Origin of the sequence: Acinetobacter sp. FDAARGOS_558 (genome assembly GCF_003937785.1) — a bacterium.
Taxonomy (GTDB): Bacteria; Pseudomonadota; Gammaproteobacteria; order Pseudomonadales; family Moraxellaceae; genus Acinetobacter; species Acinetobacter baumannii.
In genome coordinates this window covers 1,199,046-1,224,702 of sequence record NZ_RKJH01000001.1, presented here as the reverse complement: position 1 = coordinate 1,224,702, position 25,657 = coordinate 1,199,046, and the positions used below count along the sequence as shown (strand labels likewise).

Here is a 25,657-nt window from a genome sequence, read left to right as displayed (position 1 = left end):
GGTTGCTTTCATTACAACAATAAGCATTTTTTATAAATTTAGAATTAGATTTGAGGAAACCTATGTTAGATCAGCTTCGTGCGATGGGTGTTTTTGCTTGTGTGGTTGAAAAAAGTTCATTTAGTGGTGCGGCACGTGAATTAGGCATTACAACAAGTGCTGTAAGTCAGCAAATCCGTTCTCTTGAAAATGAAATGGATGTAATTTTATTACATCGTTCTACGCGAAAACTTAGTTTGACTGAGGCAGGGCAGGCTTTTTTCTCAAGTTGCCAAGAAATGTTGGCAGCAGCAGAAAGAGGCAAAATCAGGATCAATGAATTGCGAGATGATTTGATTGGTGACTTGCGTATTGCAACTACCCCTGATTTAGCAGTTCAGCACATTATTCCTGCTTTATCTCACTGGATGTCTGCCCATCGTGGTCTATCTGTTCATTTTGAAGTGGGGCATCGATATATCGATTTAATCGAAGAGCGAATTGATATTGCAGTGCGCATGAGTTCTACAGCGGTAGAAGAGAGTGACTCTGTTATTCCTATGGCTTTTGTCGATCAGATTTTGGTAGCTTCTCCCAGCTATCTCAATCAAACAAGCCCGATCTTGCATCCAAATGATTTAAACAACCATGAGTTGCTTTCTATTAATGCAATGAATGATTCACGTAGTTTTAATTTTCAGCACGCTAAAACTGGTGAAAAATTAAATATCGAGATGGCAAGCCGTTTGCAAAGTAATAATTTACAAGTGGCTAAAGCGCTATGCCAGCAAGGGCATGGAATTGCCAGAATTTTATATTTAGATGCTCAAAAAGAACTAAAGAATGGTTCTTTAATTGAAATCCTTCCAGATTGGAAACTCCCAGCTTTCACTTTATATGCAGAGATTGCAAAACACGATCAACAGCCAATGAAAATTCAACGTTGTGTCGAAGCGCTTAAGCAATACTTCAGTCAGTTGGCTGGCGGAAGAGCAATGCAGATTGTTCGTTAATTTTTACCTTATTCATAAAAAAGGGCTTGTAAAAACAAGCCCTTTTTCTATGTCAGTGTTATTTTTGCTTCAGCGTAGCAACTTCCTCTTGAGTTTCTTGAGGAAGATCATCGGCTGTGAGTTCTTCATGTTTTTTAATTTTTTTCTTATTTTTCTTTTTCTTCTTTGGCTCCTCTTCAACTTCTGCGCCATCTTCGATCGCTTGCCAGTATTCAAGCTGTTCCATTACAGCAGCATAAATAGAGTGTTTGCTGTATTTGCCTTTTTTGTCGAGAGTACCAACAGGGCGAGCCATTAAAATCTCAAGTGCTTGATCAATTGTATCAATCGCATGGATATGGAATTGGCCCTCTCGTACCGCATCAATCACATCTTGACGTAGCATTAAGTGTTGCATGTTTTGGCGTGGAATAATGACACCTTGTTTGCCAGTTAGACCTTGTAGCTTACATGCATCATAGAAGCCTTCAATTTTTGCATTTACGCCACCAATTGGTTGAACTTGACCTAACTGGTTCATAGAACCAGTAATTGCCCATGACTGATCAATTGGTAACTGACTAATTGCAGAGATTAATGCAGAAAGCTCGGCAACGGTTGCACTGTCGCCGTCCACTTGGCCGTAACTTTGTTCAAAAGCCAGAGCAGCAGAAAAATGTAAAATCTGTTCACGGCCAAAGTGAGCTTTTAAGAAGCTAGACATGAGTAACACGCCTTTGGCATGCAATGAACCGCCTAGTTCTACACTACGTTCAATATCAAGAATATCGCCACCGCCTTGATAAACCGAGGCAGTTAAGCGTGAAGGTAAACCAAACTCAACATCTGCATAGTGAATGACAGAGAGGGCATTAATTTGACCTAAACGATGGCCAGAAGTTTCGATTAACTGGGTTCCACGCGATAAATCTTGCCAGTAAAGTTCTCTTAAATAGCCTAAGCGATATTGTCGGTGTTGTAGGGCAAGGTTAATGTGCTGGTCGGTTACCATCTTATCATTGGCTTTAAATGCATGATGATGCGCTTCACGAATAAGATCACCCAACGTTGAAGCATGTAACGACAATGAGCTTTGGTCTTCGGCCTGACGGCTTGAGTCAGTTAGTAATGCCGCTAGAGCACTGCGGTCAAATGGAAGCAGTTTATCGGCTTGTACATAGTCAGCAATCAGCTGCATATAAGCTTGTTCATTTTCGTCATTACGTTGTAATGTATCGGTAAAATCTGCGCGAATTTTAAATACGCTACCAAGCTCTGGTTCTACTTCTAAAATTTCATAATAAATCTCAGGCTCTGCCATCAGTACCACTTTAATATCAAGTGGAATAGCAGCAGGCTCTATCGAGATACTGCCGGTTAAAGTCAGCATATGTTCAAGAGAAGAGAGCTTGAGTTGGCCCGATTTTAATGCACGCTTTAAACCTTGCCATGCATAAGGCTGTTCGAGTAGTTGTTCAGCCTCAAGCATTAAAAAACCACCATTGGCTTGATGTAGGGCACCGGGACGAATAAGAGTGAAATCTGTAGTAATTGTACCGTTGTGGGTGAGTTGTTCTACATGACCCAGCAAGTTGTAGTGCGTTGGGAAATCTTCAAAAATAACTGGCGCACCACTGTTTGGTTTATTTGAGACAATCACATTTGCTTGATAACGCGCCGGTACGCGATTGAACATAGCAGGAGCAAAGTCATCTTCTTCTTGTTCTAAAATTAACTCAACATTGTCAATGATATCTTGAGCATACTGTTTTAAATAATCTTCAAGGCCTTTCACTTGACCATATTTATTTAAAATTAAGTCCATGCGTGGCATAACCACTTGAGTGGCGATGTCTCGATTTAAAACAGAAACTTTGTCGCGTGCGTCATCTTCTAAGTCGCCCAAATGCAGACCAAGACGCTCAAGCTTTTTATCCATATAGCGAATATTGGCTGCAATCTCAGCACGCTGTTTACTATTTAAAGCGTCAATTTCTGTTTGAGTCAGTTCTTGAACCTGATTATCTTTTAACTGTACAGGTACAAAGCCATGTTTCTCATTTCGAGAAATCAATTTTAGATCAAGTTCTTCGCCTTCTTTTGTTAATTCGACAAGTGCTTGTTGCTGTTCATCACCAGTTTCCTGACGGATTCGCTCGATACGGTTATGATAAGTCTCTGCGCTAAAACGGCGTTCAAGCTGCTTTAAAATAATTTGCCAAGTTTGATGAAGAGTTTGTTGAAACTTGATTCCTTGTCCAGCAGGGAAGCGTAGCGCAATGGGCTGACGAGCCTGTTTAAAGTTATAAACATATACCCAATCATCTGGAGTAGGCATTGTTTTGGCATGTTGTTGTAGTAAACGCTTAATCATGGTGCGTTTACCTAAGCCTGCTGTTCCTACCGCAAAAATGTTATAACCAGAGTAGGGTAAGGAAATGCCGGCTTCTACCGAAGCTTTGGCGCGGTCTTGCCCTAAAAAGTTGTTGAGCGGCTTGATGCGTTTTGTTGAGGCTGGAATATTTTCAAAATTTGGAATATGCGTAAGTTGTTCGGGTTTTAACGCTGTTTTATCTAAAGTCATTTTAATATCAGGTTGCTCAAAAGCTGAAGGAAATGCATTTATTGTGACGTTTGTGGTGTTTGTTTTAGCGAGTGATAAAGTTGAAGATGTCACTTGATCAAGTTTTTGTGTCACTGTTGATATCCAGCAAAAGAAAACGAAGGTTGAAGATTAAAGGTATACAGGTTTAGCATAAAATATCAAGCAAACTTGCCGTTTTTATCATCAAAACAAAACTTGATTGCATAAAGAATCTTGAAAGCAATTGTAAGAAGCGATTGAATAGGCGCATTTATAATTTATGGAAAATAAAAAACGAATGATTTCTGAATCGAAAGGGTGGAAAAGTTCTTTTAAAGCTTTCTTGGATCGCCGTGCAATCATTATGTTGTTTTTGGGTTTTTCATCGGGAATTCCAATTTTTCTAATTTTTTCAACTCTATCATTTTGGTTGACTGAGGCTGGAATTAACCGAAGTACTATTACAATGTTCTCTTGGGCAGCTTTGGCTTATTCATTTAAGTTTATTTGGGCGCCGCTAATAGACAAGCTACCCTTGCCATATCTAACCAGAAGAATGGGCCTAAGACGTAGTTGGTTATTGGTATCACAACTTTTGGTAATTTGTGCAATTTGTATGATGGCATTTACAAATCCATTACCCAACACATCTGATTTCGGTTCATTGTCAAATTTAACGATTATGGCAGGGGCTGCTATTTTTCTTGGGTTCTCATCAGCAACACAAGATATTATTGTGGATGCTTACCGTATCGAATTAACTGAAGACCCAAATATACAAACTGTTTTAGCTTCAACTTATAATGCAGGGTATCGCACTGCTACAATTATTACTCAATTAGGTGCACTATTATTTGCTGCATCTTTGGGAACAGCAGTTGGTAATTATATTTATGAAGCATGGCGAACCACCTATTTATTAATGGCTGGTTTGATGATTGTAGGAATTATTACAACTTTACTCATCCATGAACCTGTAGTTAAGCGCCTACAACATCATTATCATGCAAAAGATTATGTCCAGTTATTTGCAGTTTTTGTTATTTCAACCATAGTTTTTGGAATTAGTTTTTATCAAATCGGTTTAATTTTTGATTCATTTTCTATCGAAGATGCTTTTTTAAATTTTATACTTTTAGTTATTAAGTTTTTAATTAGTATATCAATTGCTGTTATTGTTATTCTGGGTTTAATTAAATTTGGTTTAATTAATAAAAAAATTGTTGTAGAAACATGGTTATCACCTTTACTAGACTTTTTTAAGCGATATGGATTAAAAGTAGCTTTAGCAATTTTATTATTAATAGGTTTCTATCGTATTTCAGATGTCGTTGCTGGGGTAATGGCTAATCTGTTTTATTTAGATTTAAATTTTGATAAAGAAGAAATTGCTTGGTTTAATAAGTTTTTTGCGATTTTCTTTGTAATATTAGGTGGATTTCTCGGAGGGATGTTAGCTCAGCGTTATAACGTCATGAAAATGATGTTGTTAGGAGCAATTTTAGCGAGCACAACTAATTTAATTTTTGTTGGTTTAGTCAAATCTGGTGCTTCTATGCAAGAGGTCCAGGTTAATATTGGCGATCAAGTATATACCGCAAACCCTGATGAGGTAGGAAACTGGTCTTTAAAATTTCCAAGTAATACTTTAACAACCCAAGCAGAAGTTTCTATTGCCTCGCAACCTCAAGGGTATATTGAACCTTTAAAAATAACTATTCCACTAAAACTATACAAAAATGAGCCAAAACCGGAGATTTATATCCAAGCTATAGGGGGCGATAATCTTGTATATAAAGATGAGTTGGCAAAAGATATAATCCTTCATGGCACTTTGCTAAATTTGCCGAAAAATAGTCAAATAAAATCTGTAAATATTTTCTTAAATCCACAAGTTAAAGTAGATGGTAAAATTAAAAATAGTGACTGGAATGCAGTTATTTCAGGGACAGAACTTGCTAAGCTTGATGCAATAAGAGTGCAGGCAAATTATGAGGTTAATGGGCAAACAAAGACTTTAGTTCAGACTCATACCTATCAAAAAAATTTATCAGAAAGCCAACCTAGATATCGTATGAGTTTATCCGATATCCCAGCGATTCCGATTGATAAAAATATTGATATCGAATTGAAAGGAAAAGTAGTTGTACCTTACAGTAAGACATGGCTTGTTATGGGAATCATATTTGATAATCTAGCTTCGGGTCTGGCAGGAGCGGTTTTTATTGCATTTCTTTCAAGTCTAACAAGTGTATCTTTTACAGCTATGCAATACGCTATTTTTAGTTCATTAATGTTATTACTGCCTAAAACTATTGGCGGATACTCAGGTACAATAGTAAATCATATTGGCTATTCTGGCTTTTTTACGGTTACGTTCTTGATGGGATTACCAATTTTACTACTTGTAATTTGGGTAAGTAAGTTATTGGCTAAACAAGCATCAGAATGAGGGTTTTCTGGAGATAAATATATGCGAATGCTTCATACAATGTTGCGAGTAGGCAATTTAGAACAATCTTTAAAGTTCTATACCGAAGTATTAGGGATGAAGTTACTTCGTAAGCGTGATTATGAAGAAGGTCGCTTTACACTGGCATTTGTTGGTTATGGCGATGAAGAAAATAATACCGTGCTTGAACTTACTCATAACTGGGATACCTCAAGTTATGATTTAGGAAATGGCTATGGTCACATTGCGATTGGTGTTGAAGATGCTTATAAAGCATGTGAAGAAATCAAAGCACGTGGCGGTAAAGTCGTTCGTGAAGCTGGCCCAATGAAGGGTGGTGTAACGGTGATTGCATTTGTTGAAGATCCGGATGGCTACAAAGTCGAGCTTATTCAACAAGACGCAAATGCTAGAAATAATTAAATAAATGACTCAGGCGCTTTAAGATTTAGGTCTTAAAAGTCTAGCTTTATTTTTATAGCCCAGTATGATGAAGGCTTGACCAAATGGTCAATTTATCAACTGGGCTTTTCTTTATCTAAAATAATCATAGGATGTGAACATGCTGAAGTTCTTGGCACTTGATCGATTTACAATTTTGTTGGTTGGCATGGTACTACTAGCAACTTTTTTTCCAGTCAGTGGTCAAGCTGCGCAGTATTTCAATACATTAACTACAGTCGCGATTGCTATTTTATTTTTCTTGCATGGTGCCAAGCTGTCTCGTGAGGCAGTCATTGAAGGTATTTTGCATTGGAAAATGCACTTACTGGTATTTGCAATTACATTCTTTATTTTTCCTGCTATTGGTTTATTGGCTAAACCTATTCTTTTACCTCTATTAGGGCAGCAGCTCTATTGGGGTTTTTTGTTTATGTGTTTCTTGCCATCTACTGTTCAGTCTTCTATTGCATTTACTTCAGTTGCAAAAGGGAATGTGGCAGGGGCGGTATGTAGCGCATCTTTCTCAAACTTGGTAGGTATGTTTATTACGCCAGTTTTAGTCAGTTTCTTTATTTTAGGACAAAGTCAGCACGGATTTGATCCTACATCTTCAATTATACAAATTACTTTGTTGCTATTAGTGCCTTTTGTTTTAGGGCAATTACTTCGTCCGTATGTTTTTCCATATATGGCAAAAGTACCAAGTATTGTAAAAGCATTTGACCAAGGTTCAATTTTGATGGTGGTCTATGGTGCATTTAGTGGGGCAGTGGTTGCGGGGCTTTGGCATCAGGTGAGTTGGAAAACCTTACTGCTTTTGACCATTGCTTGTTCTGTTTTACTCACCATTATTATGCTGCTTGCACTTTATTTACCGCGCGCTTTTGGTTTTAACCGAGCTGATCAAATTACAGTGTTCTTTTGTGGCTCAAAAAAGACCTTGGCCAGTGGTGTACCTATGGCACAAATCTTATTTATTGGCCAACCTTTAGGTATGATCGTTTTACCAATTATGATCTTTCACCAAATACAGTTAATGGTCTGTGGGGTGATTGCAAATTACTTGGCTAAATCCCAAGATTAATTCGCAAAAAAAAATTATATGGCGTATAATACTGCCCACTTGTTGTGCTTAGCTCTAACCCTTGAGGTTTCGGTGGGCCAAAAGAATGGTCTGTTGTGGTGTTGATCTGCTTGTAAAAGCTTTCCTCAATTTAATTGAGAGTGATCAATTGCGATGACAGCTTAAGCCTTTCTTCAATTAGGAGTAATCGACGATGCGCGCCGATATTCACCCAAAATATGAAAAATTAGTTGCAACTTGTTCTTGCGGTAACGTAATCGAAACTCGTTCTGCTTTAGGTAAAGAAACTATTTACCTTGACGTATGTTCAGCTTGCCACCCGTTCTACACTGGTAAACAAAAGAATGTAGACACTGGTGGTCGTATCGACAAATTCAAACAACGTTTTGCTGGTATGTCTCGCTCTATCAAGCGTTAATACTTCAAAACGAAACAAAAAACGGGCTTATGCCCGTTTTTTGTTTTTAATATACAAGACCATTATTGGTCTTGTACGTCTGTTAAGCGGTCAAGTTTTTTCTGAAAATAATCACCTTGTAGAAAGCGCGCTTCTACATTCCATGCATTGGCAAACAGGTTCATATCATTCAAGTGAGCTAATAAAATTCCAATCGGTTTTACAGTCAAATAGTTCAATATTTTTTCTTGCAAGTTATTAAGCCCTTGGTCTGAGCTTAATAGATCAGTTTTGTTGGACTGTAATTTTACAAGTTGAATATCAAGCTGCTGTAATATTGAATCGCTATACATAGAAGAAGCAAAATCTCGAATTGAAATTTCCGCACCATGTTGGCGTAAGCGAGCAATGTGTTGTTGAGCAATTGGAAGATAAGGCTGAAGAGCTTGTTCTGAAAATTGCAAAATCAGTGGGCTTTCAATTTTACTTCCGATAATAGTCAGTAGTTTGGAAATCAGCTCAGGGAATGTTTTATCTTTTAGCAAAATATCAATATTAAGGTTAATAATGAGTTTCGCTTTAGGATACTGAGCAATGAAATTATGAAGCTGTTTACACGCTTCTACCAATATCCAGCGGTCTAACTGAATTGAAAGTTCTGCATCTTCTTTAAGATCACTTAAATCATTTAAGTCATACCATTGTTCACCAGCAATAAAACCACTTGTCACTTCATAGTTATGAGTTTCTTGGTCATGCTTATCGTAAATTTGCTGGTACTTCAGATGTATTTCGCCCTGAGCTAGTTTTTGTCTTAATTGCTGGAGCAAAGAGGACTGAGGCGTATGGTCAAAATGTTCAATTGTTAAATCAAGAGGAACAGCTTCAATGCTCGGTGAAACCGTTTTTTCTACTGTTGGCATTACTTCAAGTTGAGGTGTAACTCGAGGTAAATCCTGTTTTTCAGCCTCGTTCAATAATGAGCTAAAAGAGTTCTCAGTTAAGGGCTGGTTGAGAAAAGCATAACCAAGCTTTAACTGCACTGAAAAGTTTTGCTCATTTACTTTTAACAAATGTTCTTTTTGCAAAGTTTGTAAACTCGTTAGCTGTGAGTTTAAAACTGAACTATTTTCGGCTTGTAAAATCCCGACATAACTACCCAAGTCGACTTGGAAAATCGGCATCTGTGCATGGTCTTTTAAAAAACCATGGAGCTGATTGAAATATTGCCCTAAAGTTTGCCAACCCTGTTGAAAAATTCGTTCTGGGCACTGTGCAAGTCTAAATAAAACAACGGCGTTTGCTTGGGCAGGGTGGGTCGATAAATGACGATTAATCTGCGGCCAAGCTGCACTCAACCCAACACTTTTTTCGGACGGAGCACTATTTGCTGGAGCAGTTAAAGCAACTTGATAGTCGATGGTGAGTTGTACTGCGTCTTCTTCTTGGCTTGGAATAAACTCGAGTTTTAGCGCATTATTACCAGAAATAGCCTGATGCTGACTCTGAATTTCAAAGCGTGCTTGATCGAACTGGCCTAAAGAAATTTTCTTAAACCGCTGTTTAAAAATATTTAAATCGTTGGGCTGTAAGACATCTAAAATCGGCAATCCGATAATGTCTTCTTCTTGCTGGAAACCAAAAAGATTCAAATATTCGGTATTTGCCTTAATGTGGATGCCTTCTTGAAAAATAGCAACCGCTTTATGGCTGTTGTCGACCAGTGTTTGCGTATGCGTATGAATGGTATCAAGCTCAGCCAAAAGACGTTGTTCCGTCTGTAAAAGGCGGCTGTATGATAATGCCCGAACCAAGGTAATATAGAAATAATCTAGCGGTTCTAATGGGACTACATCATAAATCCCTTTTTGAATATAGCTTTGATATTGCTGCGCTTGGTAATCATCTGGCTGTAAAAGTAATATTGGAAGCTGCGGCTGTTCTGAGGCTTGAACAAGGGAGAGAGTTTGTTCAATTTTCAAATCATAGGCGCGACCAAAAATAATGACATCCCAAGATGTATTGAGCTGCTTTTCAAAACTTTTTAAATCATCAAGTAATAAGGCATTAACTTGATAATCATTCCCCGATAATAAATTTAAAATTTGGTTATAACGTAACTGGTTATCATCAATAATGAGTAAACGTATTTCAGTACGTTTTAACCTTTTAGATAGTAAAGAGTTTCTCACTTTAATGCTTCCCATAAATCTTGGCTATTCACGGTGTTATTCTTTTTCAGCATGAACTGATCAAGCAGGTACTGTTGCTGCTCATTCAGAAGCTCAAATTGAAATTGAATAAAACTTTGAGTAATGAGTTGTGCTTTGAGTAGATACACTTTGATTTCTTCTGTCCCCAATCGTAAATGAATTGTTTGTTGCTCTCTAAAAATTTGAGACCCCGGTAAAATAAGCGTGTTTTGTATTTCTTCTAGGTTTTGAGTTTGTAGTAATAGTGCAGGGTGATAATTACGCGTATGCCGCTCTGCCTGAATATGTACAGCGCAAGGGAACATGGCTTGTGAAAGAATTTCTAAACCCAGTTCCAGACTTTTTTCTGTAGATTGCTTAATCCAGCGAATAACACCGCCACGCCACTGACCATGTAGCGTTTCCTTCACCAAAATATATTCGCCAGTTCTTAAGTTTTTAGGTGCTTCGCCGGACCATTTAATACGATAGCCATTAACACTAATATCAAGCACGGTAGTTTGATAAATGGTTTTACTCTCACGGCTTAAGCGTTGATAAGACGAGGTTTGTTGTTCTTTTTTCTCTAAATTGGATAAAACTTTCGATTCACTTTGTAAATTATAGTTATTACTCAGTTGTAGTGTTTCTTCAAAGTTTTTGGCTTTAGATAAATAAAAATGTGCGGTACTTAAGCCAAAACAGATTTGTAAAGCTGCATTATATTCGTAACGCTCATGACGGCGCTGTGCTGTGGTGCCCAAAATCGTTTGAACGTGAAACTTTAATGCGGGACTTAAATAAATCTTTTCATTTTTAGACATATATTGAGCATTTTTATGCATGGTGGCAGTGACATGCTCAAGCAAAGCTTGCGTGCTAATAAAAATACTTGGATTGAAATTTGAACTTTGTTTTTTGTTATATACAGGCGGATGATCTTTAGTTGGGTCGACCACATACTTTGTTGAAGCAGTGTCTTTTGGCAAGATCTGAATCATGCGTGCCCAGTCAAAACTACATTGAAACAGGGCCTGAATTTCTGACTGGCGAATCTGATTGGTGTTAAAAATATCTAATAAAATCAGCTGAGCATAAGCCTGCGTAATATTGGCTAGCGGATGCTGTACACCTTGAATATGATTAATATTGGTTAAATGATATTTGTATTGAACTGCTGTTTCGTAAAGCTGGTGAGCAATTAACCATTGACCTTTGACAGGTTCGCTATAGAGCATATGCTGTTGATATAAAAGATTGGTCAACTGCTGCAATGCGTGGAATGTCGCCAGAATTCGTGCGGTTTGTAAATTTTTCTTTTGTTTAAAAGAGAACAAAGAAAACTTCTGCTTTTGTAGCTGTTCGTGGCTTGTTTGCGCAATATTTAAATAAATACTGGCAAAATAACAGCGCAGAAGCATGGCCAGTTCAATAATGTGCTCGTTACGGTCAGTACTAATGACGCCTTGGTTAAAGAAGTTTTTTTCTAAACTTGCCAACACATTATTAATGGTTGGGTGAAGTGTCTGAATTAAGTCAAAGCGTAAGGTTTCACTGCAATTTAACTCATTCAGCTCCAAAATTGCTGTAAATAGCGCTTTTGAAGTATCACCCAATTGCATAATAGAAAGGGTAGTGACCCACTCATTAAGATCTTTAATGTTGGCTTCACAAAAGCTTAACCGTTCACGAGTAAGTGCGGTTTGATTGTGAAAAATGTCCGAAAGCGCATTATTCATCATCACTTATTATATAACTCAAAAAGTTGTAGCCCCAAAAAGCGGTGTTTTATTCTTTTCGCCCGCAATTTCCCTGACGAGTTTAGGAACCAAATATCCTGGTAGGCTCGCTAACACGTCTTGATATATCGCATCTATTTCAGATGGTATTAAATCAAAATGTTGTGCGCCTTTTACTTTATCTAATACATGTAAGTAATATGGCATAACGCGAGCTTCAAATAGACGATAACTTAAATCAGTTAAAGTTTGAGCAGAATCATTCACCCCTTTAAGCAATACTGCCTGATTTAGAACAGTAATGTGGTGTTCAGATAGCTGCAACAATTTTGAACAAGTAAAGTCATCGAGTTCAGAAGCATGGTTTGAGTGTACCACCAGAATAATACGCAGCCTACTGTTTTTTAATAAAGAAATAAGCTCTTCGTCGATACGGTTTGGAATGACAATTGGAACGCGTGAATGAATTCTCAGAATCTTCACTTGTTTGAGAGATGATAAACGTTCTAACCAAAGCGCTAATTTACGGTTAGAAAGCGTAAGAGGGTCACCTCCGCTTAAAATCACTTCGTTAATATCGGGGTTCGACTCGATATAATTTTTAATGTTTAGCCAATCTTCATTTTTAGGTAAATTTTCCTGATAAGGAAAGTGACGGCGGAAGCAGTAACGGCAATGGACCGCACATGCACCGGTCAAAGTCAGTAAAAAACGAGATTTATATTTATGTAAAACACCCGGTAACTGATTGGCTGCTTCTTCACCTAAAGGGTCGGTGACAAACTCAGGATGTTCCTCAAGTTCTAAATGATGTGGCAACACTTGGAGTAAAAGCGGATCAAGAGGATCTTTAGCGTTCATTTTTCCGACGAACGCACGCGGAACACGCAATTTAAACTTTTCAGAAGCCAGAATCGCCCCTGATAATAGCTGATCAGTGGATAACTCGAGCAGGTTCAACAACTCTAAAGGATCGGTAATAAGGTCACTGAGTTGTGATTGCCAGTTTTGCTCTTGGTGTAAATAGTTTATCATGCGACACGATTAAGATAATGCAACAGCGCATTATATCGCATAGTTGACTTGTTAAGTTTGGAGTGTGCCAGTCATGGCCAATTATTCTACAAATGATTTCAAGCCAGGCCTTAAGGTCATGCTTGATAGTAACCCATGTTCAATCATGGAAAACGAATACGTAAAACCGGGTAAAGGCCAAGCGTTCAACCGTGTAAAATTACGTAACCTTAAAACTGGTAAAGTTTTAGAAAAAACTTTTAAATCTGGTGATACTTTAGAAGCTGCTGACATCGTAGAAGTAGAAATGAACTACCTATACAACGATGGCGAAATGTGGCACTTCATGGACCCAGAAAGCTTCGAACAAATTGCAGCTGACAAAACTGCAATGGGTGATGCTGCTAAATGGTTAAAAGACGACTCAAATGAAACATGTACAATCATGTTATTCAACGGCGTTCCTTTAAACGTAAATGCACCTAACTTCGTTGTGTTGAAAGTTGTTGAAACTGATCCGGGCGTACGTGGTGATACTTCTGGCGGTGGCGGTAAGCCAGCTAAGCTTGAAACAGGTGCGGTTGTCCGTGTTCCGTTATTTGTTCAGCAAGAAGAAAGCGTTCGTGTAGATACTCGTACTGGTGAGTATTTAGAGCGTGCATAATAGTTAAAAAATAAACTATTATCGAAGGGATGATGTCAATCATCCCTTTTTTTATGCGAAAGTATAAGAGGAAAAAGAACAAAGGAGGAGTAGAGTCACAAGGATTGAGCAGAGAACAGTACATAACAATATAAAACTGCTGTAATTATTTATTGAGAGGTTAAGAATGGACACAATGCAAGCGAAATCTACGCTTCCCTCCAAATTGGTCTGGAGCCTAGTAGCAATTATAGGTGCTATTTCTTTCGGGATGCTGGCGCTAAGTCGTGGTGAACATGTTAATGCAGTATGGTTGGTACTGGCAGCTGCATGTGTGTATAGCATCGCATATCGATTTTATAGTCTATTTATTGCAACTAAAGTATTTGAATTAAACCCGAGACGGTTAACTCCTGCACATCGTTTAGCCGATGGCTTAGACTATGTGCCAACAAATAAGTATGTACTGTTTGGACACCACTTTGCCGCGATTGCCGGCGCAGGGCCATTAGTTGGGCCGATTTTGGCTGCACAAATGGGCTTTTTACCGGGCACCATCTGGTTATTGGTTGGTGTGGTTCTGGCGGGTGCGGTACAAGACTTTCTAGTTTTATTTATATCAACACGCCGTGATGGCCGTTCACTGGGTGAAATGGCAAAGCAGGAGCTTGGTCCTTTTGCCGGTATTGTGGTTATGTTGGGCGCACTTGGGGTAATGATTATTATCCTTGCGGTATTGGCTTTAGTTGTTGTGAAAGCACTTGCACATAGTCCGTGGGGTGTCTTTAGTATTGCAGCCACTATTCCAATTGCATTGTTCATGGGCGTTTACATGCGCTTTATTCGTCCGGGACGTATTGCAGAAGTTTCAATTATTGGCTTCGTTTTAATGATGCTGGCAATTGTGTATGGTGGACATGTTGCCGCAGATCCATATTGGGGTGAATTCTTCACTTTAACTGGAACACAGCTCACTTGGTGTCTCATCATTTATGGTTTTATCGCATCGGTACTACCGGTTTGGTTGTTATTAGCACCACGTGATTATTTATCTACTTTCCTTAAAATCGGGGTTATTCTTGGTTTGGCAGTCGGTATTGTGATTGCATTGCCTGACCTTAAAATGCCTGCTGTTACCCATTTTATTGACGGTACAGGACCGGTTTTCTCAGGTAGCTTATTCCCGTTCTTATTTATTACTATTGCCTGTGGTGCCATTTCAGGTTTCCATGCGCTGGTATCGAGTGGTACGACACCAAAACTTGTTGATAACGAAGTTAATATCCGCATGATCGGTTACGGCGGTATGCTTATGGAGTCTTTTGTCGGGATCATGGCGATGATCTGTGCGACAGTATTAGACCCAGGTGTGTACTTCGCGATTAATGCACCAGCAGCAGTGCTCGGCACAACCGTAGAATCTGCAGCGGAAGCTGTACGTAATTTAGGCTTTGTTGTTACGCCTGAAATGTTGACGGTTTTAGCTCAAGAAGTAGGTGAAAGCTCAATCCTTTCACGTACGGGTGGTGCGCCTACCTTTGCTATTGGTATGGCTCATATCATTTCTGAAATCTTTAACAGCCGTGCCATGATGGCATTCTGGTATCACTTTGCGATTTTATTTGAAGCATTGTTCATTTTAACTGCGGTAGATGCAGGAACACGTGCTTGTCGTTTTATGGTGCAAGACACGGTTGGTATTGTTATTCCGGCGGTTAAATCTTCAGGTTCATTCTTTGGTAACTTGTTAGGTACAGCCGTTGCGGTAGGTGGATGGGGCTTCTTCGTCTATCAAGGTGTGATTGACCCACTTGGCGGCGTCAACTCATTATGGCCTCTATTTGGTGTGGGTAACCAAATGCTGGCTTCGATGGCACTCATTTTGGGTACAGTGATTCTGTTCAAAATGAAAAAAGAGAAGTATGTGTGGGTGACGATCATTCCAACCATTTTCTTGTTCATTACCTGTATGACAGCAGGGTGGCAGAAGATTTTCCACGAAAACCCGAAAATCGGTTTCTTGGCTCAAGCACATAAATTCTCCGATGCGATTGCTCGTGGTGAAATTCTTAAGCCTGCAAAAACCATTGCTGAAATGCAAACTATTGTGATGTCGAACCAGATTAATGCTGCACTTTGTGGCTTCTTTATGATTGTATCGATTGTCATGATTATTGCCTCAATTGGTATTGTTCGCCGTGCTTTAGCAAGTCCAACACCGACTGTAAATGAAGCGCCTGCGGTATATACCGATCCTGAAGTGGTTACCACTCGAGGAGAATAAAGATGAATTTTAAATTTGCAAAAAATGGTACTGTCATTATTGCGAAAATCATCAAAATGACCGTGCTTTCGCAAAAAGAGATATTACTCTCTCCAAAGAACTGGTCACGTATCGCAACCTTATGGCAGCGTTTACAGCAAAGCTTCCGACTCATGGTTGGTGTGCCGGACTATCAAACGTATCTGGAGCATATGAAAGCCCATCATCCAGATTTAACACCTATGGATGCACAAACTTTCTATCGACATTGTGTTGATGCAAGATACCCATCTGCAGGTGGTACATTGAAGAAGTGCCCTTGTTAAGTTGACCTTGATATTTGGCTAAACAAAGACGGTATGTGGTTGAACCATGTACCGTTTTACTTTTTGGGAAATGAAAAAGAGTTTGCTCAAAGTCTGCTCATTTGTAGTTTTTTCACTGGTAAATCACTTGTTTTGCTTTTGAAAAATGAATATGATGCTTTCCATCTTAGGCGTATAGCTCAGTTGGTTAGAGCGCTACGTTGACATCGTAGAGGTCTCCAGTTCGAGTCTGGATATGCCTACCAAAATTTAAAGTCATATAAACTCGGATAGCTTTATATGACTGAAAAAGCCCTAGACTATAATGGTTTAGGGCTTTTTTTATTGGTTTTATAATTTAATTTCAGTTTCTGTATTAGCCTAAAAGAGCAATTTCATTTCCTAAAAGGCTGAAGCAGTCAGGAGCTTTATTCACTATTAAATGTTTTAGATAACGATAAATTCTTTATTAATAACTAAAAACTGATGAAGTACCTCCTATTTGAGGTACTTCTAGGATCTATATATGCAAAAAAAACTGCCAATACCAGATAACTTACCAAATCATTTAACGGATATTTTTTATCACATCAATATAAGTTTGCCTAAAGGCGATTTAAAAGAAACTGTCAAGTTAGATGAAGCTATAAATCAACTTAACGCAAGGGATGTATATGCTGTACAGGATTATCCTCTGCATAATTTATCTGAATATGCGGGTTGGGCTATTAATTCAGAAATAACTCAAACTGCGAGTATAGAAAGCCCTTTATTCATTGCCAATTGGTACTACTGGGGGCAACAGCTTTATAGATCTATTAATCCGTATAAATTAGACCTAAAAACTCCAAGTTTGTTAGAAATTCCTGCTTATACAAAATTACCAGAGCCTTTAGATTCGGTCATTCCTGAACAAGATGAAAGATTAGATCTTTCTGACACCGATGCTAAAAAGATTACTGGCCCTATCTCTGCCATGTATGGTGTTATTCCTAAGGGCAGTATATTTAAACAAGGCGATGTGATTCTAAAAAAAGATGAGAGGTTAACTCCTGAAAAACTAATTATCTTAAGACGGGCAGGGATCAAAGAATTAACTATTTATAAAAAACCAAAAATTCTTATTGTAAGTATGTATTCTTTTGATAAAGAAGAAATGAGTGAGGAAAGTCTGTATGTTAAAGATGTTTTGAAAACATGGGGCTATGAGCAGGTAGAAATCAAATCACTTAAACCTGAACGTTACGATGCTGCATTTAATAGTCTTAAAAAAGATAATAATTCGGCTTTAGATGAGTCATTAACGACAAGCAGGGACGATTATATAAAGTTCTTTGAAGAACAGACTATGAATTTTGATGTCATTCTTTGTTGTACATATCAAAATAGTCGTTCCGCTTTATTTCAGCTTGAGAAACTTCCGATCTTTGATCAAAGCAGTATGTCAGCTGCTTTGAATACTCGTTGTATGCCTGGTAATGAAATTAAAATTCTCAAGGGTAAAGATAGAACGCCACCTAGTCGTGAGACAGTTCAGATTTATGATGAGAACGGTAAACACAAAGGTATGCGTGTAGTCGTTACAGAAGACAAAGCGATTATTATTAACTTACCGGGTGATATCCAAGATATTGCGATTCTGATGCATGCTTTTGTGAAATATATTTTAAATAAGCACATCTCAGACTTTTTTGATCATGCTTATTTCAAAGGTAAAACGGACATAGAGATTGTTCCTGATGCAACAAATAGAAAATTGTTATGGGGTCATTACAAGGCTCACGAAAGTGGGGAATATATATTAGAAATTATTGAACAGCAGCCATATCAAATAGAGCCACCTCTTAGTGCAAATTGTATTGTAATGGTTCCGTTTCAAGAAAAAGTAATTGCCAAAGGCAATGATTTATATTTTATGAAAATAGATTGAATCTATTTTTTATGTATAACTTAATTGGGCGATGTAACCTTTAAACTTTTTTAATGGTTACACCTCCAAAACTTTACCCTATAAAACTATTACCCTAACCCCACCTTTATAAACCCTTCTTAAACAATAACTTAATCATTATTTAGCCTTACTTTTTTAATGATCTAAATTAAAACAAATGTCATTTTGTGTGCTTGACTGCAATAAATGTGAAGCTTATCCTTTGCCTGCTGGCCACATTGCCAGCCGGCTTTGACAGGCTGAATAATAACTCCCGCATCAGAGTCATTTCTTCTGAGGAATAGTCTTGTGTGGTAGCTACTCGTCCCTTTCCCGTAGCGGTAGGACGGGAGAGGGACACCTACGGGTGTGCTAGTTTGAGTTATTACTAGTCTGTCAACCTTCTTCCGTTCTGCCACCATAATTTTAATGCTTTGGCAGAACTCCCAATAAAAAGGAGTTGGCTTTGCACATCCATTATTTCTTGGCAGCCTTTGCCAAAAGCTATAACGACACTACATAAACTTTAAAGCAGTTTGAGGGCTATTAGGCCTTTCAGGCTTTAAATCGTTACAACCAAAAACTTAGCAACTATAAAACTTGAGATGTGCCAAGCACAGTCTTTATAGGCTTTGCTGTGCCTTTTTTTCTCCCAAAAAAGTATCTCATTTACAAACAACAAGAATTTATAACGGTAAAACTATGCCAAATTTAGTTCTCCCAACACGTGCCTTATACGTTGTACATAAAGCAATTGATCTGTTTCATCACCGTGGGTTCCACCTTATTGGGGTCGACAGAATAGTGAGAGAATCAGAGATTACAAAAGCGACTTTTTATAATTATTTTCACTCTAAAGAAAGGCTTATTGAAATTTGCCTGATGGTGCAAAAAGAAAAGCTCCAAGAACAAGTAGTCGCAATGGTCGAGTATGACTTAAGCACTCCCGCAATAGATAAACTCAAAAAGCTTTATGACTTACATACCGATCTAGAAGGGCCGTATTATTTATTATTTAAAGCCGTTTTTGAAATTAAAAATAGCTATCCCAACGCTTATCAAACTGCGGTGCGATATAGAACATGGCTAAAAAATGAAATTTATAGCCAGCTTAGATTGCTTAAACCCGATGCCTCTTTTACCGATGCCAAACTATTTTTATATATGGTGGAAGGCACAATCATTCAGCTTTTAAGCTCTGGTGGGGTAAGCGAGCGGGAGAGCGTGTTTGAGTGTTTTTTAAGAGGACTAATTACATGCAAATGAAAAGTTTAGGGTTGCGTCAGTAGCAGCTAAATACGAATCATAAGAAAGGGGGCTGTGCTGTATTTATCAAAAAATAACTTGTTTATTCAGCATGGCTCCTTTAAATAATGAAAGAGAAAAACAACAATGATCTCTATAGCTGTATGAGGGAGGACGTTATTTGAAGTTATTTATTGTGATATTTATTGCCATTTTTTCCAGTATTGGAATCATTTGCTTAATCGCATTACTCAGAAATTCAAAAAATTATTCACCATCGGGTGAGCATGATTATTCAGCTTCAACATATTCACCACACCACCATATTTACGATAACAGTCACCATAGTTCTCATTCATCAAATGATTGCTCATCATTTTCCGACTCAGGCGGATGTGATGGGGGCAGTAGCAGTGACTAAAAAGCCCTTTCATATAAAAGGGCTTTTAAGCAGTTTAAGGTAAATCAAACCAGATAAATTGGCTGTCTTCATTTGCATGAATCACGGCATTATCTTCAAAGACCAGAGCATCACCCGCTTTCACTTCGTACTCACCAATACGAACTTCACCTGAAATTACATGAACGTAATTTACTCGTTTTGAAGTCTCAACTGGCAGTTCACGACCTTTTTCAAGTACAGCAGATTTTACCTCTGCATCTTGGCGAATATGCATTGGTGCATTTGCGTCAGGGCCTGCAATTAAATGCCATTCGTTAGGTTGATTACGTGGGTCCAAACTAATTTGCTGATAATTTGGCTCGGCTTCTTTTACATCGGGAATAATCCAGATTTGTAATAAATGCACTGGCGTATCGGTGTTATTAATCTCACTATGAGCAACACCTGTACCGGCACTCATAAGTTGCCATTCACCTGCTTTAATCTGGCCTTCATTTCCCATGGTGTCACGGTGCGAAATTGTACCATCAAGCACACACGTTAAAATTTCCATATTGTCATGCGAGTGAGTACCGAAACCGTTGTGGGCATCGATTCGGTCATCATTAATGACTCGAAGTGCACTTACCCCCATATATTTAGGGTTATACCAGCTACCAAACGAAAAGCTATGATAAGACTCTAACCAGCCTGCTTTAACATGACCACGATCTTCACTACGATGCAAATAAGCATTCATGACTCGATCTCCTCAATTATTATTTATCTCTTGAGGAATATGTTAAACCTGTGGGGTAAAGCTAAAAATAGAGTAGATGCAACATATTGTTGCATTTTTAAGATGATTAAGATTTTTATAAATATTCGTTTTAAATTTTAGATATAAAAAAAGCCTGTATAAAGCAGGCTTTTTAAAAAGACATTATATATGAATGTCTACCTATAAGGCTTTAAAGGAAATTATAGATAGACATTGAGTTTGATTAGGCAGATAAAAACTCCGCATATTTAGAAATATCGACGTTGCCACCACTAATAATAATGCCGATACGTTTGCCTTTTAACTCATCTTTTAAGTTACGGGCAGCCGCAAATCCGAGACATCCAGTCGGTTCAACCACCATCTTCATTCTTTCAGCAAAAAACTTCATAGCGTTAATGAGTTCTTCGTCTGTGACCGTCAAAATATCATCAACTTTCTGTTGAATAATAGGAAAAGTCAATTTGCCCAAATATTGAGTTTGCGCGCCATCGGCAATGGTTGGTGGGGTATCAATATGAACAATTTCGCCTTTTCTAAAAGACATTTGCCCATCATTTCCTAGCGCAGGTTCAACGCCATATATTTTACAGTTTGGAGAAAGCTGGCGAGCAGACAGGGCAGAACCTGCCAGTAAACCGCCGCCACCTAAACATACAAACAGGTAATCTAAATCACCGACCTCATCAAATAACTCTTTAGCAGCCGTACCTTGACCTGCAATCACATGCGGATGGTCATAAGACGGAATTAATGTCAGACCATTTTTTTTGGCAATCTCTTTTCCAATTTTTTCCCGATCTTCCGTATAACGGTCAAATTCAACAATATTGCCGCCGTATTCTCGCGTTGCTGCCATTTTTGCAGCAGGTGCATCTTTAGGCATGATAATGGTTGCAGGAATACCAAGAATTTTTGATGAAAGCGCAATGGCTTGTGCATGATTTCCCGAAGAAAAAGCAACTACACCTGCTTTCTTTTGAGTCTCATTAAATTGCAAAAGTGCATTCATGGCACCACGAAATTTGAACGCGCCTACACGCTGAAAATTCTCACATTTAAAGAACACTTCTGCTTCAAATTCATTGTTCACCGTACGTGAAGTTAAAACAGGGGTTTTATTTATAAAATCTTTTATACGTTCAGCAGCGGCTGCGACATCTTCATAATTTGGAAGGGTTAAATTTTTCATAATTAAACCTGATTCTATTCAATGTTTTCGGATGCAAGATTTCGTATTGCCAAGGAAAGCACAATCTATTGACCTTGTTTAGATAAAATATATATATTTAGATAAAATGTCTAATTTATTTTTTAATTTGATAACAATGAGATATAAGATTTTGATTTACATTAAGTTTAAAATTAGATAAAAAGTCTAAATTACTGTTTGCTTGGTCAATCTAAGGTTTGAAACAGTATTAAGTCATTAGGAGAAATACATTGGGCAATCGTGATAAACATTTACTCACTCAACTTGATACTATCGCGAAAGGGTTAAGTGAAACACTAGCGCCTTTTTGTGAAGTTGTTGTCCATGACTTAACCAATCCTGAGCATGCCATACTCTCCATACACAATAATTTGTCTGGCCGAAAAGTTGGAGACCCAGCAACTGAGTTGGGGCTGGCAAGAATCATGTCTCCGGAGTTTCCAAACCTTATTACAAACTATGCTAACCAGTTTGCAGATGGTCGCCCTGCAAAAAGCACCTCGATCGGCATTAAAGATGAAGAGGGCCAGTACGTAGCCGCTTTATGTATGAATATTGATTTAACCTTATTTAGAGGGATGCAAAGCGCTTTAGAGCATTTCACTAAAATTGAAAATGACAGCATTATTGAAAATTTGGAACCGAATGGCACGGAAGCAATTCGAAGATATATCGATCAGTTTGCTTCAAAACATGCCACTACACCGCGTATGCTAAAACTCAATGAGAGAAAGCAATTAATACAAGAACTCAAGAATAATGGTTTATTAGAAATTAAAAAGGCTGTGGAAACGGTTGCCCAACATTTAGGTATATCCAGAGCCAGTGCCTATTTGTATGTAAAAGAAACTTAATTTGCTAAATCGAGGTCATCATATTCGTTTAAGGTCTTACCTTGCTGAATATGTTCCTGATAATGTTGAGCGCGCAGTTTGTCTAACTCTGAACTAGATACGCCATCTCTCCAATAGCCAGCAATGCGCACGTCATTTTTATTTAACTGTTGGTCTTCTAGAAAAAACTGGCGTAAGGCTCTTGCTTCGTTGCGTTCGCAAGCCGCCCAAATCGTAATATTTTCGTAATGTTCTAGCGCAAATGCTGCCTTTAAAAGAAGGCCTTTCTGTGACGTGTGATGTTCTTTATGGAACGAATGAATTTTGACATGCTCAAGTTCGGGTAATTGGCTAGCAATGTCTTTTTCAAAACTTTCAATGAAAATATCCGCACTTATGCCGAGTTCCCATTGCTTGAGTATTGAATATAACGCGGGTACAGCCGTATCGTCGGCAAACATGACCACATGCTTTTTGGCTGTGAAATTGGGAATGAAATGGGGGCGTGGGCCAATAAGCCCGATTTTTGTACCCACTTGAGCCGAATTAAGCCATTCCATTGCTGGGCTTAAATCTTCATGTTTAACAAAATCAATTTCGATTTGAGTATTTACAGGGTTAAATGAACGGACCGTATAGACGCGTGAAATGGGTTGTCCCTCTGGCGGATTGCTCACAATTAACCGAATTGCCAAATTGGGAGCTTGCCAAAGCTCTGGTTGTAATGTGTTGATTTTTCCTTGAATTCTTACAATAGAAGGATACGGCGTCTGAATCGAGACAATAGTCATCTCAAGTTGTTCCATATCTTGTAAATGGTCTTTTTCTTTTAGTAAGTCGCCATATTCTTGTTTCGATTTTTCTGCAATTTTTGTCATATATATATAACCCAAGCTTAATGATTACTATAGAGCGCGATAATTGATATAGATGTAATCTCTCTATGGCTACGATAACCAAGTTAGCTCTTAATGTAAATAATAATCATTATTAATTGTGTGTTTTAGACTATAGAAATAGTTCTCTAAGCAATTAAATCAAATAGCAAAAATTATTTTATTATTTTGATATTTATCATTTTTTATTAATGGCTTTTAAAAGAAAGAAATTGATATTTCTCTTAATAGTAATTGTAAATGATTATCATTTATATTATTGTGCTGGGGTATCTATTATTCAAACAAACAGCGATAAAGACGACATTTTTATAACTTTGTTTTGAATATTAGGTTGGGTGGTATTGCATAAAGAATAGGGTGAGGACCAAGATAAATGCTAAAAGATTTGAGTCAAAATTTAGGGCAAACGAATGATAAAAATAACAATGTAGAAAATTTCTTAAAGCAAATTTATGAAAATATTTTTGATCAAAATTCCAATCGAACAGCACTCATTTTTGAAGACCGTAGCATTAGTTATGCTGAGGTAGGGACTCAGGTCGCCAAAGTTATGTATGCGCTAAGAAAGCAAGACTTGGCAACAGGGTCGGTGGTGGCAATTTGTCTGAGAAAAAGTCCTGAGCATATTTATACAGCTTTAGCATGTGCGCTCACTGGCATCATTTGGCTACCCGTAGATATGGATTCTCCGCCATCGCGACTGAACTATTTATTGACGAATAGTCGGGCAGATGTTGTGGTGAGTGACTCATCCATTGCAGGTGTGCAAAACCTAAATATTAATGAAATTTTATCGGCTACAACTGAGTATGAACCGAGCTTTAATGCCGAAATTAACAGACGTCCGGCTTATTATTTATATACTTCGGGAAGTACAGGAACTCCGAAATGTGTGGTCCTAAATAATCAAGCCACAGAAAACACGCTACAACAGACGATCTCGGAATGGAAAATTACTGCTGACGATGTGATTATGGCGGTAACACCGTTTCATCATGATATGTCGGTATTTGATATATTTGCTTCAATGGCAGTGGGTGCAACTTTGGTGGTTCCATCTTTTGAGCAAAGTAAAAATGCTGTTGTCTGGGCCAATTTAGTAGATCGTTACAAGGTTACGATTTGGAGCAGTGTCCCTGCCATTGTCGATATGCTGTTCAGTGTAGCTCAAAAAGAACAACTACAGTCTTTGCGTTTAATTGCCCAAGGCGGCGACTATATCAAGCCTTCACTTATAGCGAAGTTAAGACAACAATTGCCTAACGCTCGTTTATTTTCATTAGGTGGGCCTACCGAGACCACAATTTGGAGTATATGGCATGAAATAAATGAGCAGGATCAGGAAATTATTCCTTATGGAAAAGCTTTAAAAAATAACCGTTATTTTATTTTGGATGAAAATCTGAAACCTTGCCAAATGGGCGAGGTCGGTACCATGTATATGACTGGCCTAAATTTATCTAATGGTTATTTACTTGATGGGGAAATTAATTATAAAGATTTCGTTGATATTCAAGTGAGTGAAAATGAAACTCAAACGGCTTTTCGCATGAGTGATCAAGGATATTTTAGGGAAGATGGAAATATTATTTTTGCTGGACGTGAGGAAGGTTATTTAAAAATAAAAGGTGTGAGAATCTCTGCGGCCGAGGTTGAAAATGCTTTGACGAAGAACCCGTATATCCATAACTGTGTGGTGATCAGTTGTGTACATCCAACGACTGAAACTCAAGAGTTAGTCGCCGTTTACACCCTAGAAAATAAATATAAAACTACTCGCCTAAATAGCCCCGAATTAAAGAACTTCTTAAAAATACATTTGCCGAGTTCACATATTCCTTCGAAATATTTGGCCGTTGAAACCATACCTTTGACCCGAAATGGAAAAATTGATCGTAAAGCTGTGCAAGAAATCGCTCAGGGGAAAATTTATGTATCTTCTACGTTGTCTGCAAACTCTTCTAAAGCATCGTCAGCAGTAGCTGAGGTGGGGGATTCGGTTTTATCGGTTTTCCGTGAATGCATAGCTGACAGCCAAGCTGAAAAAATGGATATTTTTTATAGAAGTGAAATATTAGATATAGGAATTCGTCCGAAACAACTCATGAGTATTGCTCAGAAACTCTCTCAAAAGCTCAATACACAAATTGATTTTTATACACTAGTTAGCTGCAAAACAATTCAGGATGTGGTGAATAAAGTAGAGCAGCAAATAAAATAGAAAAATTGAAATGTGCTTAAAAGCGGAGTTGAGTTGTTTGCTTTTAAGCACATGGTGGGTTTTAG

At 38.0% G+C, this 25,657-nt stretch carries 19 protein-coding genes and 1 tRNA gene; 13 read left to right on the top strand and 7 right to left on the bottom strand.

All coding sequences use genetic code 11. The annotated features are described in order from the left end of the window. Nucleotides 1–62 precede the first annotated feature (62 nt). Nucleotides 63–992: a LysR family transcriptional regulator gene (locus tag EGT34_RS05920; RefSeq protein ID WP_000886770.1), complete on the top strand. Its 930-nt coding sequence runs from the start codon at nucleotides 63–65 to the stop codon at nucleotides 990–992. A 58-nt stretch (nucleotides 993–1,050) separates the two neighbouring features. On the opposite strand, the gene EGT34_RS05915 is transcribed toward EGT34_RS05920, so the two are convergent. Further along, a complete protein-coding gene (locus EGT34_RS05915) occupies nucleotides 1,051–3,669 on the bottom strand; it encodes a Lon protease family protein (protein WP_000192277.1) in 2,619 nt (872 codons plus the stop codon). A gap of 166 nt (nucleotides 3,670–3,835) precedes the next feature. On the opposite strand from EGT34_RS05915, the gene EGT34_RS05910 reads away from it, so the two are divergent. From EGT34_RS05910 to rpmE, 4 genes are all read left to right on the top strand, one after another. Continuing rightward, on the top strand, nucleotides 3,836–6,007 hold the full coding sequence (locus EGT34_RS05910; protein WP_000428285.1) for an AmpG family muropeptide MFS transporter: 2,172 nt from the start codon (nucleotides 3,836–3,838) through the stop codon (nucleotides 6,005–6,007). A gap of 21 nt (nucleotides 6,008–6,028) precedes the next feature. Continuing rightward, nucleotides 6,029–6,430 carry a lactoylglutathione lyase gene (gloA, locus tag EGT34_RS05905; RefSeq protein WP_001242511.1) on the top strand — a complete coding sequence of 134 codons (402 nt, stop codon included), beginning with the start codon at nucleotides 6,029–6,031 and terminating at the stop codon, nucleotides 6,428–6,430. Nucleotides 6,431–6,563: 133 nt separating this feature from the next. After that, nucleotides 6,564–7,535 carry a bile acid:sodium symporter family protein gene (locus EGT34_RS05900; protein WP_001984712.1) on the top strand — a complete coding sequence of 324 codons (972 nt, stop codon included), beginning with the start codon at nucleotides 6,564–6,566 and terminating at the stop codon, nucleotides 7,533–7,535. 193 nt (nucleotides 7,536–7,728) lie between these two features. Next, nucleotides 7,729–7,953 carry a 50S ribosomal protein L31 gene (gene rpmE / locus EGT34_RS05895; RefSeq protein WP_001200845.1) on the top strand — a complete coding sequence of 75 codons (225 nt, stop codon included), beginning with the start codon at nucleotides 7,729–7,731 and terminating at the stop codon, nucleotides 7,951–7,953. 62 nt (nucleotides 7,954–8,015) lie between these two features. On the opposite strand, the gene EGT34_RS05890 is transcribed toward rpmE, so the two are convergent. The 3 genes from EGT34_RS05890 to epmB are packed head-to-tail and all read right to left on the bottom strand — an operon-like array spanning nucleotide 8,016 to nucleotide 12,898. Then, nucleotides 8,016–10,124, bottom strand: a complete 2,109-nt coding sequence (locus tag EGT34_RS05890; protein WP_064193685.1) for an EAL domain-containing protein — start codon at nucleotides 10,122–10,124, stop codon at nucleotides 8,016–8,018. Beyond that, a complete protein-coding gene (locus EGT34_RS05885) occupies nucleotides 10,121–11,866 on the bottom strand; it encodes a hypothetical protein (RefSeq protein ID WP_000981543.1) in 1,746 nt (581 codons plus the stop codon). The genes EGT34_RS05890 and EGT34_RS05885 overlap by 4 nt, the downstream gene beginning before the upstream one ends. A gap of 15 nt (nucleotides 11,867–11,881) precedes the next feature. Beyond that, nucleotides 11,882–12,898, bottom strand: a complete 1,017-nt coding sequence (gene epmB / locus EGT34_RS05880) for an EF-P beta-lysylation protein EpmB (protein WP_000611579.1) — start codon at nucleotides 12,896–12,898, stop codon at nucleotides 11,882–11,884. Nucleotides 12,899–12,971: 73 nt separating this feature from the next. Here epmB and efp point away from each other — a divergent pair, with 73 nt between their 5' ends. From efp to EGT34_RS05845, 6 genes are all read left to right on the top strand, one after another. Continuing rightward, the gene (gene efp / locus EGT34_RS05875; RefSeq protein ID WP_000035083.1) at nucleotides 12,972–13,541 is read left to right on the top strand and encodes an elongation factor P; all 570 of its coding nucleotides are present in this window, start codon (nucleotides 12,972–12,974) and stop codon (nucleotides 13,539–13,541) included. A gap of 166 nt (nucleotides 13,542–13,707) precedes the next feature. Continuing rightward, nucleotides 13,708–15,804 carry a carbon starvation CstA family protein gene (locus tag EGT34_RS05870; RefSeq protein WP_000380470.1) on the top strand — a complete coding sequence of 699 codons (2,097 nt, stop codon included), beginning with the start codon at nucleotides 13,708–13,710 and terminating at the stop codon, nucleotides 15,802–15,804. Between the two features lie 2 nt (nucleotides 15,805–15,806). Beyond that, nucleotides 15,807–16,109 (top strand): YbdD/YjiX family protein, encoded by a 303-nt coding sequence (locus EGT34_RS05865; RefSeq protein WP_001009533.1) that lies wholly within the window; start codon nucleotides 15,807–15,809, stop codon nucleotides 16,107–16,109. Between the two features lie 168 nt (nucleotides 16,110–16,277). Further along, nucleotides 16,278–16,354, top strand: a tRNA-Val gene (locus tag EGT34_RS05860). 260 nt (nucleotides 16,355–16,614) lie between these two features. Then, a complete protein-coding gene (locus EGT34_RS05855) occupies nucleotides 16,615–18,018 on the top strand; it encodes a hypothetical protein (protein ID WP_001170035.1) in 1,404 nt (467 codons plus the stop codon). A gap of 702 nt (nucleotides 18,019–18,720) precedes the next feature. Then, nucleotides 18,721–19,284 carry a TetR/AcrR family transcriptional regulator gene (locus tag EGT34_RS05845; protein WP_024437078.1) on the top strand — a complete coding sequence of 188 codons (564 nt, stop codon included), beginning with the start codon at nucleotides 18,721–18,723 and terminating at the stop codon, nucleotides 19,282–19,284. A 434-nt stretch (nucleotides 19,285–19,718) separates the two neighbouring features. Here the strand turns inward: EGT34_RS05845 and EGT34_RS05840 are convergent, their stop codons facing one another. Both EGT34_RS05840 and EGT34_RS05835 read right to left on the bottom strand, forming a co-directional pair. After that, nucleotides 19,719–20,405 carry a pirin family protein gene (locus tag EGT34_RS05840; RefSeq protein ID WP_125305481.1) on the bottom strand — a complete coding sequence of 229 codons (687 nt, stop codon included), beginning with the start codon at nucleotides 20,403–20,405 and terminating at the stop codon, nucleotides 19,719–19,721. Between the two features lie 244 nt (nucleotides 20,406–20,649). Beyond that, nucleotides 20,650–21,618, bottom strand: coding sequence for a threo-3-hydroxy-L-aspartate ammonia-lyase (locus EGT34_RS05835; protein WP_000793833.1), 969 nt, complete (start codon nucleotides 21,616–21,618; stop codon nucleotides 20,650–20,652). Between the two features lie 251 nt (nucleotides 21,619–21,869). Here EGT34_RS05835 and EGT34_RS05830 point away from each other — a divergent pair, with 251 nt between their 5' ends. Continuing rightward, nucleotides 21,870–22,493, top strand: coding sequence for a helix-turn-helix transcriptional regulator (locus EGT34_RS05830; protein WP_000528170.1), 624 nt, complete (start codon nucleotides 21,870–21,872; stop codon nucleotides 22,491–22,493). Here EGT34_RS05830 and bauF read toward each other — a convergent pair. Then, nucleotides 22,490–23,350, bottom strand: a complete 861-nt coding sequence (gene bauF, locus EGT34_RS05825) for an acinetobactin utilization protein BauF (RefSeq protein ID WP_000160894.1) — start codon at nucleotides 23,348–23,350, stop codon at nucleotides 22,490–22,492. The two genes, EGT34_RS05830 and bauF, sit on opposite strands and share 4 nt — an antisense overlap. 394 nt (nucleotides 23,351–23,744) lie before the next feature. Between bauF and basA the strand changes: the two genes are divergently transcribed. After that, entirely contained in the window at nucleotides 23,745–25,592 is a 1,848-nt protein-coding gene (gene basA / locus EGT34_RS05820; RefSeq protein ID WP_024437077.1) for an acinetobactin non-ribosomal peptide synthetase subunit BasA, read from the top strand. Nucleotides 25,593–25,657 lie beyond the last annotated feature (65 nt).

What these genes read in the sequence shown, in the direction of transcription:
- bauF (WP_000160894.1), bottom strand. Translation starts at nt 23,350, where the DNA reads ATGACAAAAATTGCAGAAAAATCGAAACAAGAATATGGCGACTTACTA.
- rpmE (WP_001200845.1), top strand. Translation starts at nt 7,729, where the DNA reads ATGCGCGCCGATATTCACCCAAAATATGAAAAATTAGTTGCAACTTGT.
- basA (WP_024437077.1), top strand. Translation starts at nt 23,745, where the DNA reads ATGCTAAAAGATTTGAGTCAAAATTTAGGGCAAACGAATGATAAAAAT.
- EGT34_RS05910 (WP_000428285.1), top strand. Translation starts at nt 3,836, where the DNA reads ATGGAAAATAAAAAACGAATGATTTCTGAATCGAAAGGGTGGAAAAGT.
- EGT34_RS05885 (WP_000981543.1), bottom strand. Translation starts at nt 11,866, where the DNA reads ATGATGAATAATGCGCTTTCGGACATTTTTCACAATCAAACCGCACTT.
- EGT34_RS05855 (WP_001170035.1), top strand. Translation starts at nt 16,615, where the DNA reads ATGCAAAAAAAACTGCCAATACCAGATAACTTACCAAATCATTTAACG.
- epmB (WP_000611579.1), bottom strand. Translation starts at nt 12,898, where the DNA reads ATGATAAACTATTTACACCAAGAGCAAAACTGGCAATCACAACTCAGT.
- EGT34_RS05845 (WP_024437078.1), top strand. Translation starts at nt 18,721, where the DNA reads ATGCCAAATTTAGTTCTCCCAACACGTGCCTTATACGTTGTACATAAA.
- EGT34_RS05870 (WP_000380470.1), top strand. Translation starts at nt 13,708, where the DNA reads ATGGACACAATGCAAGCGAAATCTACGCTTCCCTCCAAATTGGTCTGG.
- EGT34_RS05865 (WP_001009533.1), top strand. Translation starts at nt 15,807, where the DNA reads ATGAATTTTAAATTTGCAAAAAATGGTACTGTCATTATTGCGAAAATC.
- EGT34_RS05840 (WP_125305481.1), bottom strand. Translation starts at nt 20,405, where the DNA reads ATGAATGCTTATTTGCATCGTAGTGAAGATCGTGGTCATGTTAAAGCA.
- efp (WP_000035083.1), top strand. Translation starts at nt 12,972, where the DNA reads ATGGCCAATTATTCTACAAATGATTTCAAGCCAGGCCTTAAGGTCATG.
- EGT34_RS05920 (WP_000886770.1), top strand. Translation starts at nt 63, where the DNA reads ATGTTAGATCAGCTTCGTGCGATGGGTGTTTTTGCTTGTGTGGTTGAA.
- gloA (WP_001242511.1), top strand. Translation starts at nt 6,029, where the DNA reads ATGCGAATGCTTCATACAATGTTGCGAGTAGGCAATTTAGAACAATCT.
- EGT34_RS05835 (WP_000793833.1), bottom strand. Translation starts at nt 21,618, where the DNA reads ATGAAAAATTTAACCCTTCCAAATTATGAAGATGTCGCAGCCGCTGCT.